This is a genomic window from Streptomyces tendae (genome assembly GCF_014650435.1).
Lineage (GTDB): Bacteria > Actinomycetota > Actinomycetes > Streptomycetales > Streptomycetaceae > Streptomyces > Streptomyces tendae.
Window position 1 is genome coordinate 121,118 of the sequence record NZ_BMUY01000016.1, and the last position, 13,493, is coordinate 134,610.

Below are 13,493 nucleotides of genomic sequence, written 5' to 3' on the forward strand. Positions count from 1 at the left end.
TTACCCCAGGAAGGACACCCCGGCATGGGCATCACGATCACGAACACGTACGGCACCGCGCACCACGTCAGCGAGGACCACCCGGCCCACGTCACGAGCTGCGACTACTACCGGCTGCCCTTGGTCGCCACCATCGTCCCCGGCAACCCCGGCTACGAGGACATGGTCGACATGCTGAAGGAGAACGGCCACGACACCCGCCCCGAGGGGTACGGGCTGATCTTCCTGGAGTCCGAGGAGTTCTCCGCGACGTACTTCGGGTCGATCGAGCAGATCGAGCAGTACAAGCGCGAGAACGCCGACGGCAAGGCGACCTTCGACGCCTCGCAGGGCGTCCTGTACGCCCAGTGGCCCCACGGCAAGGGCTGGGACGGCTTCCTCCCCCGCACCTTCTGGAACGTGCAGGCACGCGGCGGCATCGCGGACGGCGTCGGCCTCGTCACCGCCTTCGCGCACACCGAGACCCCGGGCACCGAAGTCGTCGTCTACGAGTTCGAAGGCACCTGGCGCCCCGGCGGCACCCCGGAGCAGCTGATCACCTACCACTGCACCGCCTGCCACCTGGACACCTTCTACGACTGCGGGCACGTCCACGAGAACACCGGCCCCAGTAGCCGCCGTTGGGCAGCCCGCCAGGCCCGCCAGCACATCATCAGCGCCCACCGGCACGGCGTCGGCGACAAACACAGCGCCTGCCGCCCCAACAACGGCGAGATGTTGCGCACCGTGAACGCGCTCGCCCGCGACATGTGGGGCACCACGGGCAACGCCCTCCCGGACACCGACGACGCGTTCTGCGCCACCAAGGGCCCCTGCTCGATCATCCGCGAACTCCGCGCCGGAGTCCGCCCGCCCGTCTACCGCGCCTGACCACCGACGTGCGCACCCCGCCCCACACCCAGTTACCGAGCGGCCCCGGCCGCTCCCACCCCTTCACGGAGGACCGCATGGCCCGCAGGCCCGTCACCTGGTACATCGCCACCCCCGCCGACGGCATCATCGAGATGTCCCGGCACGCCGGCACCCCGGTGAACCTCGCCGACAACGTCGGCAACGTCATCGACCACCCCAACCCCTGCCGCAACAAGTGGTACGACGAGAGCCGCTTCTCCTACTTCCGCATGGTCAAGCGCGTCGGCGAGGCGCTGGAGGACACCGGTATCTGGCCCATCACCTGGCCCGTCCGGCTGTGGATCGTGGAGCCGCTGGGCGAGACCGGCAACTGGAGCCAGCGCCACTACCCCTACCGGCTGCTGTCCCACCAGATTCGCGTCATCGAGGAGACCGACGCCCACCGCGCGCTCGGCCCCCGCGGGCGCGACGTCCTGGACGTTGTTCAGCAGCAGATCCCCAAGCAGGCTGCGCGCTGGGCTGCGGACTGGGACGCGGACCCCGAGGGCATGCGCCAGCGTGAGTGGAACTGGGAGCAGTGCGGCGGCCGCGCGTGCGCCAGTGGCCGGAGGGCGGAGTCGGTGGCCCTCACCATGTCGCACGCCCGCCGCGAGTCGGCCGCGCAGACCTGGATCGAGCACCTTGCGCGCCGCGCCGTCGACCAGGCCCTCGCCGACACCGACGCCAGCATGTACGCGTACAGCTACGCCTACGGCCGCGCCATCGGCCACGCGGTCGCCGCCCAGCACCAGACTCGCTTCGACGCGTACGTCCTGGACGCGCTCCGCGGGACCGGCCTCGACTCCCCCGCCTCCGCCGCTGCCTGACGGTTCCCGGCAGCAGCATCGGCAGAGGCATTCCCGGACGTCCCGACCGCTGTGCCGTCCCGTGACGGCACAGCGGCATCAGCATGCACCACCAGTCACCACAGCAAGAGGCGCACCCTCACCAGAGCCTGGACAGCCCGAGGGTGCGCCTCTCTCATTCCGCCCGCACGGGCGAGAACGGAGACACCATCATGCCCGCTCCTGCCCTGCTACGGCAGCCGTCCCGAACTTTCGTCATCGCGGCCGCCGTGCCCATCGCGCTGGCGGCCCTCGCCGACGACGTCCGGGTCCGCCGAGCCGCCCGCCGTGACCCGCTGACCGGCCTGCATCTCCGCGACAGCTACACCAGCCGCGCCCGGCAGATCATCGACCGACACAGCACCGACGCCCTCGTGATCCTCGTCGACGTCGACCACTTCAAGCAGATCAACGACACCCACGGCCACTTCGCCGGCGACCGTGTCCTGCAAGCCACCGCACAGCGCCTGGCCACGTGGGCGGGAAGCCGCGGTGTGGCCGGCCGCCTCGGCGGTGACGAGTTCGCCGCGACGGCCCGCTTCGCCCCCGCCCAGCGCCAACGGCGCCTGCGCCAGCTCGCCGCCACGCTGGCGGAACCGGTCGATGTCGACGGACACCTGATCGACGTCGCCGTGTCCATCGGTGCCGCTGCTCCCGACGCTCTCGGCACCAACGACCTGTCGACGCTGCAGCGGGCCGCCGACGCCGCGATGTACGCGGGCAAGCACACCGGCCGGCCGGTGCTCGCCGACCGCACCCACGCCACCACTCCGTCCGTCAACGGCCGGCGCCTGGGCCGACCTGGCACCAGCACCCCCGGGGCCGCCGCATGACACCGCCCATCTACGCCCCGGACTCCGTCCGCGGCATCACCATCAAGCAGCCCTGGGCCGCCTGCATCCTGCACGGCGACAAACGCGTAGAGAACCGGCCCCAGGCATGGACGCCGGGATGGCGCCTCCTGCACGCCGGCGCCGAGACGGACCGCCAGGCGCTGCGCGACCCCCTCGTCGCGCGCACCGTCCGCGGCGTCGAGCTGCCCACCCGCGCCGTCCTCGGCGTCGTCCGCATCACCGGCTCCCACACCGACACCGGCGAGCCGTGCAGTCCCTGGGCACATCCCGACCGCGTCCATCTGGTCCTGTCCGATGTCCACGCCCTGGCGCTGCCCGTTCCGTGGCGTCGCGGCCAGCTCGGCCCCTGGCGTGTCCCGCTCGCCGTGTACGAACGGGTCCTTGCCCAGCTCCCCCCGCAGTTGCACGCAATGCTCCCGGAGATCGCGTCATGACTCGCACCGGTGCCCCCCACCCCAGCCACTTCACCCAGCCCGACCCGCGCTTCCCCTTCCCCCACAGCCCCGTCCCGACCCCCTGCCAGACGCAGCCGGACACGTTCGACTTCGTCAACGGCGACCGCAGCGGCGCAGGCCGGCAGTCGACAGAGCAACGGCTGGCCCGGGCACGCCGGGCCTGCTCCGGCTGCCCCATCGTCAAGGACTGCCTGCGGTGGGCCCTGGTCAACAAGCCGCTGACCAAGGTCGGTATCTTCGCGGCCACCACCCCCGGCCAGCGCACCGAGCTGCGTAAGCGCATCGCCGACCGGCTTGGCCCCGACTGGATCGACGTCCTCGCCGACCAGGACAAGGACCGCCGCGAGCGGGCAGCTGCCGCTCGGCACGACCCGCTGACCGTGAACCAGAGCCGCATCGTCCGCCTGGACCGCGAAGTCAACGGCCCGATGCGAGCGCCGCTCACCCCCTCGCAGCAGCAGCGGAACCTGAGCCGCCTGATGGCCGGCCTCACCGCCGCCTAGGCGCTGGGCCCTGCACGTCACCGGCGGGGTCCGTTGAAGCAGAGGACCCCGCCGGCCCACCAGGCAGCACTCCGCGTCCGCACCTGGGCCCGCCACCTGCCAGAAGGCGGCCCCGCCCCTCGGCGTGATCGGCGTGCCAGGGACGACAGCCCTCACTGACCTTTCGAACCGTCTGAAGGAACCCCCATGCAGCAGTCTGCTCCCCCGCCGGCCGCCCACGGCCTGACGGACAATCGCATGCGCACCACCGTCCCGGTCCGCCGGCAGATATCCGGCTTACCCACGTCGCCGCCCCGTCCCACGACGGCATCAGCGGCACCGCCCGTGACGGTCCTGGTCGACCGCGCGCGCAGCGGCGACCGCGAAGCGTTCGGTGTCCTGTACGGCCACTACCGGCCGCAGATCTACACCTACCTGCTGCGCCGCACCCGCGACCGGCCGCTGAGCGAGGACCTGACCGGCGACGTGTTCGTGCGGGCCCTCACCCGGATCAACGCCTTCACCTGGCGCGGCACCGACTTCGGAGCCTGGCTGTCCACGATCGCCCGCAACCTCCTGGTCGACCATTACAAGAGCGCCCGGACCCGGCGGGAGGTCCCGACCGGCGACATGTACGACCAGGACGTGGCCGTCGGGGACATCGGCGCCCACGTCACCGAGTCCATGGCCAGGGCCGACGTCCTCGCCGAGCTCCGCAAAGCTCTGGCCAGGCTGACCCCCGACCAGTGGGAGTGCTTGCGGCTGCGCTACTGGGACAACCTGCCGTTCTGCGAGGTCGGCCAGCGCATGGACCGCAGCACCGGCGCGGCCAAGATACTCAAGGACCGTGCGCTGCGGAGCCTCAGCGCCCCGGACGTCAAGGCCGCGCTCCTCCAAGCGCCCTCCGACTCCTCCAACGCCCCCTCCTCGCAGGCATGCGTGTCCTCGCAGGCTTCCCCGCACGTGCCGTCACCGCGCCGACCCGCGCCCGGCGACGCCACGACCCCTGGAATGGCCGACGCCATGGCGACTCCTCACGCCGCGCCGTCCGCGCTCACGACCGCTCAAGCCGTGGCGCTGGTCCTGCTGCGCGACGGCTTCACCGAGCGCAGCATCACCCAGCGCACAGGCGTGCCCGGCGATCCCTTGTACCGGCTCGCCGCCGCCCACGGCATCACCGCCCCGCACGGCACCGTGGAGGGCCACCACTGCCACGAAGCCGCCGACACCGAGCCGTGCGACGGGTGCAGCCTCGCCGACGCCCGGGACCAGGCCCGCACACGAGCCCGGCACCGCAGGACCGTCAGCTCCCTGCCGCGGCCCCTGCGCCGCCAGGCCACCGGGCGCAGGAGGAGGACGGCACGATGATGGACCGCATACCGCTCGCCCTCACCGGCTACCTCGAGGACGCCGCCGTGACCGATGACGGCGTCGCCTCCTGGCGGCTGGCCTGCTCAACCGGCACCGACGACCTCGTCGACGAAGCCGTCATCCCCTGCACCACCACACAGCCGGAGATCACCGAGCAACTCCTCACCGAACGCCAGCCCGGCGACCTGCTGCGCGTCACCGGCCACCTCACCATCCCCATGACCGCCTCCGGCGTTCTGCAGCTCCACGGCGAGTCCCTCGACGTGCTGTGGGGGGCCCCGCTGCTGGACACGGACGAGGACGGCACGGACACCCTGCCCACACCGGGCACGGACACGGAGCACAGCACCGCGATCACGGCCCTCGCTGAAGCCCTGAACCGGTTCGCGTACAACGCGCCCGGACGGACCATCGGCATCACCATCAACCCCAACGACCCCCTCAGCTCCGCCTCAGACCAGACGCACATCCTCGACATCAGCCCGGCCCTGGCCCACCGCCTCGCCGACCACGTCAACGCCCTGAACTGCCACCCGCGCAGCCAGCAGCCCGACGACCACACAGCCGTGGACCAGCAGACCGTCGCGGAACTCACCGCTGTGTTCAACGCCATCAACCTGACCGACCTCACCCACCAAGTCCTCAACGCGACCCGGCCCGCGAGCCGGCCTGCCGTCACCCGCGCCCTCGACGACATGTTCGGCGACATCCCCGTCACCGGCACCGACGACAGCGACCCGTGATCACCGGCAGAGCGAAGCACCCCTGAAACGCATCACTGCCGGGACGCCCCGCGGTGCCTGGCACGCCGAGTAGGTCCGCCGCCACGCACAGCAGCGCCCCGGCCACCACCCGCTGATCGGCCCACCCCGGGACCACCATGACCAACCACCTCACCGCCCATCAGGCGGCTGCCGCGCTGCACGCAGCCGAAGACGAACTGGCCAAGCTGCGCCGGCGCGTCCGAGAAGTCGCCGCCTTCCTCCACGACCAGGCCCACGACCTGCCCACCCGGCAGGCCCTCGCCCAGCACCTCGACCTGCCCGTCCCGAACCAGTGACCCCGGACAACGCCCCGACCGAGCCCAACCCCTCGCCCCAGCCACCGGCCATCAACTGCACCTGGACCCTCAGCCAGAAGGACCGCGACCTGTGAAGCTCACCATCGACCACGCCGCATTCGCCGCAGCAGTCAGCTACGCCGCCCGAAGCCTGCCCGCCCGGCCTCCGGTCCCCGTCCTCGCCGGTCTCCTGCTGGACGCCTCCAGCAGCCAGCTGCGCGTCAGCGCCTTCGACTACGAGATCAGCGCCGACACCACCGTGGCCGCCACCGTCACCGAGACCGGGCGCGCCCTGGTCTCCGGCCGACTGCTGTCCGACATCGTCTGCATCGTCCGCGGCGACGTACACCTCGAACTGCGCGGCCCCCGCCTGGTCCTCAAGGCCGGATCAGCCCGCTTCATCCTGCCCACCCTGCCCCTCGACGAGTACCCGGCCCTGCCGGAGCCCGGCACCATTACCGGCACCCTCGACGGCCGCGCCTTCGCTGAAGCTGTCGCTCAGGTCGCCTGCGCCGTCAGCCGAGAAGAATCGCTGCCCACCCTCACCGGCATCGGCCTGCGCCACGACAGCGAAGCGGCCACCCTCACCCTGTGCGCCACCGACCGCTACCGTTTCGCCGTCCGCACCCTGTCCTGGAAGGACGCCAACCTCCCGGACACCAGCGCAGTCATCCCCGGCCGCGCCCTGAGCGACGCCGCCAAGGCCACGGCCGACGACACCACTGTCGACCTCGCCCTGCCAACCGGCGACGCCGGCCTCTTCACCCTGCGCAGCGACCTCACCACAACCACCATCCGCGCCCTGGAGGGCGAACTGCCGAAGTACGACGCGCTGTGCCCCACCGAGTTCGCCCACGCGGCCACCGTGGAGATCGACGCTCTCAAGGCCGCTGCCCAGCGTGTCGCACTGGTCTCGCCCAAGAGGGACGCACCGATCAAGCTGACCTTCACCGCCGACAGCACCCTCGTCCTGGAAGGCGGCACCGGCGACGACGCCCAGGCCGTCGACAACGTCGACACCAGTCTCACCGGCGGCGAGCTGACCATCGCCTTCAACCCCGCCTTCCTCCTGGACGGCCTGAACGCCCTGACGGCCGAGTCCGTCCAGTTCGACTTCACCTCCCCCACCAAGCCCGCCGTCCTGCGTGCCCACGACGGCGACGACCAAGCGCTCCGCTACCTCCTCATGCCGATCCGGCTGACCAACTGACCACACCTGGAGACGACTCATGTCCGACTCGTCCCAGCCCACGATCCTCGAGCGTTTCCCCGCCGGCGGCCCCCGCGGTTCCTGGCCCGCCGACGAGTACGCCGTCGGCCAGCAGGCCCAGGGAACGCCTGCCCGGGTCGTCATGGACCTGCAGTCCGACTCGTTCCTCGTCATCACCGACCAGCCCACCCGCCGCTGAACAGTGCCGCGACGCAGCTGCGCCCCGTCCCACAGGACCCTGCCGAGCCTCGTGCTCCGGCACAAGCTCAGCGCCGTTCTCCCCCCGCTCCCTGACCGTCACGTCTGGCCTGCCTTGGTCAGGCGCTTCCCATACCTGCGGGTCGGCCGTCGGCGCCAGTCCGGCCGGCCCGCAGCACAACCGCCCCCTCACCGTGGAGAAGCGACACCCCATGACCGCTTTCAACGAGGCCCTCCCAGGCCAGCAGTTCACCCTCTCCGGCACCGCGCGGGAGGGCTTCGACACCCTGTACGGCATCCCGGCCATCCCCTTGGGCGAAGAGTGCGACCGATTGATGGCGTTAGGGCACATCACCGATCGTGCTGTCCTGGCCGTCACCAACGCCTACCAGCGCCGTGTGTGGGGTCACCGAGTCCTGCCCGGCGGCAACCTCGCCGACCTGATCCGCTCCGGGACCAGGCGCATCAACATCAAGGTAACTCGGGGAGGCGAAGCCGACACCCACGACGAGGATGAGTACGCCTGGTACTTCGAGGAAGCCGAGCCCGACGACCCCACGGCGCAAAGCGCCACCGTCATCGACATCGAGTGGCTGGACCGCGAGGACGTCGCCGTCCAGTCCGAATGCCCCGCGTGCGGGCGTGCCAGCCGGTCGACATCCCTCACCGACGGGCCTGGCCGTGCCGGCTGGGGCCGATACCACCGGTGCCGCTCGTGCGGTCACGCATGGCCGGCCGTCCCTGTACGGCACCTCAGCCTGACCAAGCACCGCCGCTGGTCGCCGACCAGCCCCGACGGCTGCTTCGCCTGCCACTGCCAGCCGGGATACCCCTGCACAGCCGGCTGTGCCATCTGGTTCAACCCGCTCATCGGCCAGCGGCTTTGCGCTACCTGCCGCGACCAGCACGCCACCGGCGCATGGCAGCAGCTCGCCGCCGTCTCCTACGGCACCATCAGCGTCCTCGACGACCTGGACGCGCAGCGGGACCGGTGGCTCTACAGCGAGACCCTGCGCGGTGTACCGCCAGTCCAGGCCGCCCAGTCCTGGCAGGACCGAGTCGCGCTCACCGCCCGCCGCGCCGCCATGCGCCCGAACCCGAAAAGGGCCTGACCAGGTCACGCCCCCAGGACCGGCGCCCACCACACCCCACCACCCGCGCAGACAGGAGCACTGCATCCGTGCACAGCATCCAACTGATCTCCTTCGGCTACCTCCACCTGCCCACCGGTCCCGACGGCGCGCCTATCCCGCCCGCCGCCGACCGAGTAGAGGACGTGCGCGACCGGCTCCGGGACCCGGCCGCCGCCCGGGACATCCTCGACCTCGACGGCCTCCACCCCCGCGTCCAGGACGTCGTCGCCACCACCCCCGGCGCCCGTGAACTGCTCGCCAACCTCCGCGAGTACGCCACCCTGCCCGCCAGGCCTCGCCGCATCGCCATCGGGTGTGCCGGAGGCCGGCACCGTGCCAGCGCCCTCACTGAACTGCTCGCCCAGGCACTTCGGGAACGCGGCTACCATGTCGACGTCGAGCACCTGCACGTCCGCCTGCCACGCGTACTCAATGCCGCACGCAGCCAGGACGCAGTGCGACCGCCTGTCGTCGTCCTGTGCGGCTCCACCAGGTTCTGGGACGCGCTCGCCGAGGCCAACCTGTACGAGACGGCGGCCGGCCGGATCGTCCTTGCACCTGGTTGTGACATGAAGGTGGCGCACCCTCTGTGGGAAGAGCCGGGGCGAGCAGCTCGTCTCAAGGACATGCTGGATGCGCTGCACCGCCAGAAGATCAACCTCGCCGACCAGGTGCTCGTCGTGAACCCCGGCGGCTATATCGGGGAAAGCACCCGCAACGAGATCGCATACGCCCGCAGCCTCGGCAAGCTCATCCGCTACACCCACCCCGTACCCGATGGTGCGTAGCTGCACGGAACGCCCTGGGCCGCACTGCAGTGACCAGCAGAGGCCCGTGGGGGCCTGACCGGCTCGTAGAGCGCTGAGGCCCGTGTCCCGCCGTCGCGGGGCACGGGCCTCTTTGTGTTTGTGGCCTCCGAGCCGCGGCCGGATCCGCTCGAGCAGCTGGAACCGGTCCTCTTCAGGCCTCTGGGACGCTGTCGGCTCGTGCTGAACCGACGTGGGCCAGAGGCGTGCTCAGGCATCCTGGGGGATGGCCGACTACTCTTCTCGCCCGTCACTGGCGTACTTTTTGACCGATTTGAGGATCGCATCACGGGTGACTCCGAGGACGGACGCGATGTCGGTATGGGCTCCCCTGTAGGACTGCTTGAGTTCGGCGATCTCGGTCCAGAAGGTCGTCTCAGCCTGCCGGACAGCCTTGTCGCGTTGCTGCTTTGCCGCCCTGACGGCCTCTTGCAGCCTCTTCTCGGCGCCCTCAGGTCGGCTGTGTCGAGGGGTCACTGATGAACTCCATCCGCGTTGCAGGGGGTGGACAGGCCCGCCGGCGAAACAGATCGCGTATTGCGTGAACTGATCAGCCAGCGGTGACGAGCTGGTAGCAGCTCCCGGCCCTCACCGTTCCAGAAGATGCAGAGTGAGACTATGCATCTGGAGATTATGCTCTAGATACTCCGTGGCGTCGACCGCCGCACTGTGACCCTCGAGCCGACCGGTCGGCGGGCGGACGGATCGGACGTCTTGTCGTCAGTGGACTCTGAGACCATGCAGACCCGCCCGGCGGGCTCGATGAGATAGAGGATGCGCTCGCGGGCAGGGCGTAAGCAGCAAGAAGAGGCGCATAGCTTGACTATGCATAACCAAATTCTTCACAATGGGGGGCGTGCGGTTGTTCCGGCGATCTCCGAAGGAAGCCACTGACAGATGGACGCCAAGAGCTACAACGACGGCCTCACCGACCTGCGCCAGCTTCGCGACGAGATCAGGCCCCTGGAACGCCAGCTGAAGAAGCTGCAGACCGCTCGTGACAAGAAGATCGCCGAGTTGGGGACGTACGAGAAGGCGAAGGCCGATCGGCTGGCGACATCGGCAGGCCTCTCGGTGATCGACGTCGTCGCCCTGGCCCCGCACCTTGGGCCCCAGGCCCCCGCGAGCGGCCCGACGAACGACGACCTCTCCACACCAGAGACTGTCACACAGGCGATCACGGAGCCCGTCGGCACCACACCCGACCTGGGCACACCGCTTGTCTCGGCCGAGGCCTCGGACGCGGAGGCCCAGCACGAGAGGCCATCGCCCGGCCCCGCCACGGCCGAGCAGGTCCCGACGACTCCGGCCGCCCAGACGGCCAAGGAGATGCCTGCACGGGAACTGCCGTCGATTCCGGCCGGTTCCGAGGGCGACCGATGGTTCAGGCAGGAGCCGAACCTGGTGTCAAAGCCGCCGAACTTCAAGCAGGCCGTGCGACAGATGGCCTTCCTCGACACCGCGACCGGAGTCCTTGTGTGGTCCGGCGGGACAGCCCGGCTGGAGCTGGGGCGCGCCAGCGTGGCGGAGATCCTGACCGCGGTGTACGCGACGGTCCCTCCCACGATCGAGCGAATCTACGTCACCGGCGGTGACCCCTGGCACAGGGACGCAGGCCGGTACGACTTTCTGAAAGACGCGGTCTCCGCATGGCTGAACGCCCCGCTGCCGGAAGGCTGGCAGGTGGAGTCCTCGCGTGGCAAGGACCGCCAGGCCGGGCACCTGGTGCATCCGCGCAACCCGGTGGGCCGGTGGCAGCGCGGCACGGACCAGCACACCGAAATCCGCAGCGTGGGCGAGTGGTTCGACCCCCAGGGCGCACCCCCGGAGATCATCCGCCAGGCCTTCGTAGAACTGTGGAAGGCACTCCACGAAAAGTGGAGGGACGTCGTACTCATGGGGTCGCCCTCGCAGACCGGCCGTGACCTGTGGACACGGACCATCCCGGAACGGGGCCGCTGGGCCGAGGGCTACCCGGTGCTCTCGCAGGAGCTCCGCGGACTGCTCCACGCCACGGCAGGGCAGGGGCGCACCGAGCTGATCACCCCGCCACGGGTACCGGAGCAGGTGCCCGCCTGGTACGAGCTGGACCGGACGTTCGCCTACGCCCGGCACTGCTCGATCTCGCCGACCGGCGTCCCACGACGGATGACGACCACGGCGATCGCCTCGCTGAGCGACAAGGAGAAAGGGGACCTGCTCTACGCGCCGTCGCACTGGCAGGTGCGAGTCACCATCCCGCAGGAGTGGGAACACGTCGGTCTGCTGCCGGCCCCCGCCCCCGGGGAACGGTCCTGGCACTACCCGTACGAGCCGGGGCGCACCTTCACGACCTGGGCGGGGGGCGCGGAAATCAACATGGCTCTGCGGAACCCGATCATGCCGTGGAAGGTGGAGTTCCTCGACGGCCTGGTGTGGGAGAAGAACCAGCGCCCGCTGCAGGAGTGGTCCACGAAGCTCAAGAGTGTGTGGAACCACCTCCTGCGCTGGTCCACTTCGCACGGCGATGAGTCCATGCGGTGGGCGTTCCGGCTGGCCGCGCGGGCGGTGCGGTCGATCCTGCTGTACGGGATCGGCACATTCGCGCAGCGTCCGAAGATGACCACCGGGTCCGTGGAACTCAACGCAGACGGGTCCACCCCGGAGATCCCCGACGGAGCACGGCTGACCGGAATCACGGACACTCACGTCACGTGGCAGCGCGACGGGGGCTTCGCACGGGATCCGTACGCGCACCCGGAGTGGGCGGCCGCGGTGTGGTCGGCCGCTCGCGCGGCGCTGCTGTCGACGCACCAGAGCGTGGTGATCGGGCAGGACGACAAGACCGGCGACGTCAAGGTCGGCAAGGGCGTCCCGGCCGGCGCCCTGCACCTGCCAGCCGGATCGGTCCTCGCTTTCCGCACCGACGCCATCTACACCACCGGACGGCCGGACTGGCCCTACAGCGGGCAGCCGGGCGACTACCTCCTCAAGGGCGCCCTGGACTGGGAGCAGAACACCCCGACCAGCGACGAAGAGTTCTACACACTGCAGAAGCTGGGCCGCCAGAATCTGGAGGCTGAAGCCCTGTGACTGGTGACGTGACGTGGGAGGCCCGCTGGGAGCACTCCGAATGCGGCGCCTACGACGAGGCCCTCTTTTCCGACGCAGACGCTCCCGAATCCGGGCACTACGACTGCCCCGAGCCAGGAACCGTCGGCTGGTACGGGCAGTGGGAATGCATCTGCGGCGCCAGCGGCGACGGCGACTGGGAGGACGGCGACACCGCCGACTCCCGCCACGAGTGCCATGACAAGGATGAGGTGACGGCCGCATGACCCCCCGCCAGCGCCGCGGCGGCAGTCGCCGCGAACAGCGCAACGAGGCCGCCCGCCTCACTGAGCAGCTGCTCGACGAAGGCTTCAACAAGAAGCAGGTCGCTGAGATCCTCGGCCGCAACGCCTCCCTCGTGTCGCAGTTCTTCACGAAGAACAAGGGCGCCTCGATGGTGGAAGCGCTGCGGGCCGTCGTCCAGGAAGTACAGGCCGGCGGACCGCGGGACGTCGAGAGCCTCAAGCGGCTGGCCCGCGGCCACGTCCGGCCACGGCTGACGAAGAGCGGCGAGGTAGCCCGGGTACGCCGACGTAACGCAGTGCGCTCCACCAAAACCGTCACAGACGAGCACGGTCGGCGCCGGAAGAAGTGGACGTCGTCGCTGGCCAGGGCAGGCAAGCAGCACATCGCGGCCGGCGCCTCCCGCCTGTATCCGATCATCGCGGAGGCTGCCGAGAACAACGGGAAGATCGCGTTCACGGTGCGGGCGCTGCGCAGCATGTTCACCCACGACTCCGGCCGCCTCGCCGACTCCCCCGGCGTGCGACGCAACGTCGTCCAGCGCCGTGACGGCACCGAGGAGCGTGCCTACGGAGCGAATGTCGGCGGCCCAGGATCCGGCGAACAGGGCTTCGAGGCTACCGACTTCAAACGCATGGTGGACGCAGCCGGCGGCGACGTCACCGCGGCGGTCAAAGGCTGGCTGGTCGACACCGGCCGCATGCACCCCGAAGCGGAGATCGTTTACCTGGAGATCCGCGCCTGGAAGGAGAACCAGTGAGCGTTCCCTTGTACTCGTACGATGCGGAAACCCACACCGCCACGTGCCGGACCTGCTGGATCTCCGAGGACGAGCTGCTGCCGGAACAGGCCGGG

General features: G+C 70.2%; 16 protein-coding genes and 1 pseudogene. 16 read left to right on the forward strand and 1 reads right to left on the reverse strand.

Annotated features, from left to right (window positions below):
• Positions 1-24 precede the first annotated feature (24 nt).
• The 13 genes and pseudogenes from IE258_RS33580 to IE258_RS41475 all read left to right on the forward strand — a co-directional run bounded on the left by IE258_RS33580 (position 25) and on the right by IE258_RS41475 (position 9,287).
• Positions 25-870, forward strand: coding sequence for a hypothetical protein (locus IE258_RS33580; protein WP_189749533.1), 846 nt, complete (start codon positions 25-27; stop codon positions 868-870).
• 77 nt (positions 871-947) lie between these two features.
• On the forward strand, positions 948-1,718 hold the full coding sequence (locus IE258_RS33585; protein WP_189749534.1) for a hypothetical protein: 771 nt from the start codon (positions 948-950) through the stop codon (positions 1,716-1,718).
• Positions 1,719-1,909: 191 nt separating this feature from the next.
• Complete coding sequence (locus IE258_RS33590) at positions 1,910-2,569, forward strand: GGDEF domain-containing protein (RefSeq protein WP_229892592.1); 660 nt, start codon at positions 1,910-1,912, stop codon at positions 2,567-2,569.
• A complete protein-coding gene (locus IE258_RS33595; protein ID WP_189749536.1) occupies positions 2,566-3,024 on the forward strand; it encodes an ASCH domain-containing protein in 459 nt (152 codons plus the stop codon). The genes IE258_RS33590 and IE258_RS33595 overlap by 4 nt, the downstream gene beginning before the upstream one ends.
• The gene (locus IE258_RS33600) at positions 3,021-3,548 is read left to right on the forward strand and encodes a WhiB family transcriptional regulator (RefSeq protein ID WP_189749538.1); all 528 of its coding nucleotides are present in this window, start codon (positions 3,021-3,023) and stop codon (positions 3,546-3,548) included. The genes IE258_RS33595 and IE258_RS33600 overlap by 4 nt, the downstream gene beginning before the upstream one ends.
• Before the next feature lie 186 nt (positions 3,549-3,734).
• Entirely contained in the window at positions 3,735-4,895 is a 1,161-nt protein-coding gene (locus IE258_RS33605) for an RNA polymerase sigma factor (RefSeq protein WP_189749539.1), read from the forward strand.
• Positions 4,892-5,641, forward strand: a complete 750-nt coding sequence (locus IE258_RS33610; RefSeq protein ID WP_189749541.1) for a hypothetical protein — start codon at positions 4,892-4,894, stop codon at positions 5,639-5,641. The genes IE258_RS33605 and IE258_RS33610 overlap by 4 nt, the downstream gene beginning before the upstream one ends.
• Positions 5,642-5,778: 137 nt before the next feature.
• Positions 5,779-5,958 carry a hypothetical protein gene (locus IE258_RS33615; RefSeq protein WP_189749542.1) on the forward strand — a complete coding sequence of 60 codons (180 nt, stop codon included), beginning with the start codon at positions 5,779-5,781 and terminating at the stop codon, positions 5,956-5,958.
• Between the two features lie 91 nt (positions 5,959-6,049).
• On the forward strand, positions 6,050-7,168 hold the full coding sequence (gene dnaN, locus IE258_RS33620) for a DNA polymerase III subunit beta (protein WP_189749543.1): 1,119 nt from the start codon (positions 6,050-6,052) through the stop codon (positions 7,166-7,168).
• A 19-nt stretch (positions 7,169-7,187) separates the two neighbouring features.
• Positions 7,188-7,367, forward strand: a complete 180-nt coding sequence (locus tag IE258_RS33625) for a DUF8839 family protein (RefSeq protein ID WP_189749545.1) — start codon at positions 7,188-7,190, stop codon at positions 7,365-7,367.
• 211 nt (positions 7,368-7,578) lie between these two features.
• Positions 7,579-8,478 carry a hypothetical protein gene (locus IE258_RS33630; RefSeq protein ID WP_189749546.1) on the forward strand — a complete coding sequence of 300 codons (900 nt, stop codon included), beginning with the start codon at positions 7,579-7,581 and terminating at the stop codon, positions 8,476-8,478.
• Between the two features lie 68 nt (positions 8,479-8,546).
• Positions 8,547-8,900 (forward strand): annotated as a pseudogene (locus IE258_RS41470) (RapZ C-terminal domain-containing protein); the annotation flags it as partial.
• Positions 8,901-8,903: 3 nt separating this feature from the next.
• Positions 8,904-9,287 carry a hypothetical protein gene (locus tag IE258_RS41475; protein WP_229892603.1) on the forward strand — a complete coding sequence of 128 codons (384 nt, stop codon included), beginning with the start codon at positions 8,904-8,906 and terminating at the stop codon, positions 9,285-9,287.
• Between the two features lie 252 nt (positions 9,288-9,539).
• Here the strand turns inward: IE258_RS41475 and IE258_RS33640 are convergent, their stop codons facing one another.
• Positions 9,540-9,782: a hypothetical protein gene (locus tag IE258_RS33640; RefSeq protein ID WP_189749548.1), complete on the reverse strand. Its 243-nt coding sequence runs from the start codon at positions 9,780-9,782 to the stop codon at positions 9,540-9,542.
• Between the two features lie 420 nt (positions 9,783-10,202).
• Here IE258_RS33640 and IE258_RS33645 point away from each other — a divergent pair, with 420 nt between their 5' ends.
• The 3 genes from IE258_RS33645 to IE258_RS33655 are packed head-to-tail and all read left to right on the forward strand — an operon-like array spanning position 10,203 to position 13,398.
• Positions 10,203-12,377 carry a Mucin-19 gene (locus IE258_RS33645; RefSeq protein ID WP_189749550.1) on the forward strand — a complete coding sequence of 725 codons (2,175 nt, stop codon included), beginning with the start codon at positions 10,203-10,205 and terminating at the stop codon, positions 12,375-12,377.
• Entirely contained in the window at positions 12,374-12,622 is a 249-nt protein-coding gene (locus tag IE258_RS33650) for a hypothetical protein (RefSeq protein WP_229892593.1), read from the forward strand. The genes IE258_RS33645 and IE258_RS33650 overlap by 4 nt, the downstream gene beginning before the upstream one ends.
• Entirely contained in the window at positions 12,619-13,398 is a 780-nt protein-coding gene (locus IE258_RS33655) for a hypothetical protein (protein ID WP_189749551.1), read from the forward strand. The genes IE258_RS33650 and IE258_RS33655 overlap by 4 nt, the downstream gene beginning before the upstream one ends.
• The last annotated feature ends 95 nt before the right edge of the window (positions 13,399-13,493 follow it).

Coding starts and splice junctions, on each gene's coding strand:
- IE258_RS33600 (WP_189749538.1), top strand. CDS start 3,021: ATGACTCGCACCGGTGCCCCCCACCCCAGCCACTTCACCCAGCCCGAC.
- IE258_RS33630 (WP_189749546.1), top strand. CDS start 7,579: ATGACCGCTTTCAACGAGGCCCTCCCAGGCCAGCAGTTCACCCTCTCC.
- IE258_RS33585 (WP_189749534.1), top strand. CDS start 948: ATGGCCCGCAGGCCCGTCACCTGGTACATCGCCACCCCCGCCGACGGC.
- IE258_RS33625 (WP_189749545.1), top strand. CDS start 7,188: ATGTCCGACTCGTCCCAGCCCACGATCCTCGAGCGTTTCCCCGCCGGC.
- IE258_RS33595 (WP_189749536.1), top strand. CDS start 2,566: ATGACACCGCCCATCTACGCCCCGGACTCCGTCCGCGGCATCACCATC.
- IE258_RS33605 (WP_189749539.1), top strand. CDS start 3,735: ATGCAGCAGTCTGCTCCCCCGCCGGCCGCCCACGGCCTGACGGACAAT.
- IE258_RS33610 (WP_189749541.1), top strand. CDS start 4,892: ATGATGGACCGCATACCGCTCGCCCTCACCGGCTACCTCGAGGACGCC.
- IE258_RS33655 (WP_189749551.1), top strand. CDS start 12,619: ATGACCCCCCGCCAGCGCCGCGGCGGCAGTCGCCGCGAACAGCGCAAC.
- IE258_RS33615 (WP_189749542.1), top strand. CDS start 5,779: ATGACCAACCACCTCACCGCCCATCAGGCGGCTGCCGCGCTGCACGCA.
- IE258_RS33645 (WP_189749550.1), top strand. CDS start 10,203: ATGGACGCCAAGAGCTACAACGACGGCCTCACCGACCTGCGCCAGCTT.
- IE258_RS33580 (WP_189749533.1), top strand. CDS start 25: ATGGGCATCACGATCACGAACACGTACGGCACCGCGCACCACGTCAGC.
- IE258_RS33590 (WP_229892592.1), top strand. CDS start 1,910: ATGCCCGCTCCTGCCCTGCTACGGCAGCCGTCCCGAACTTTCGTCATC.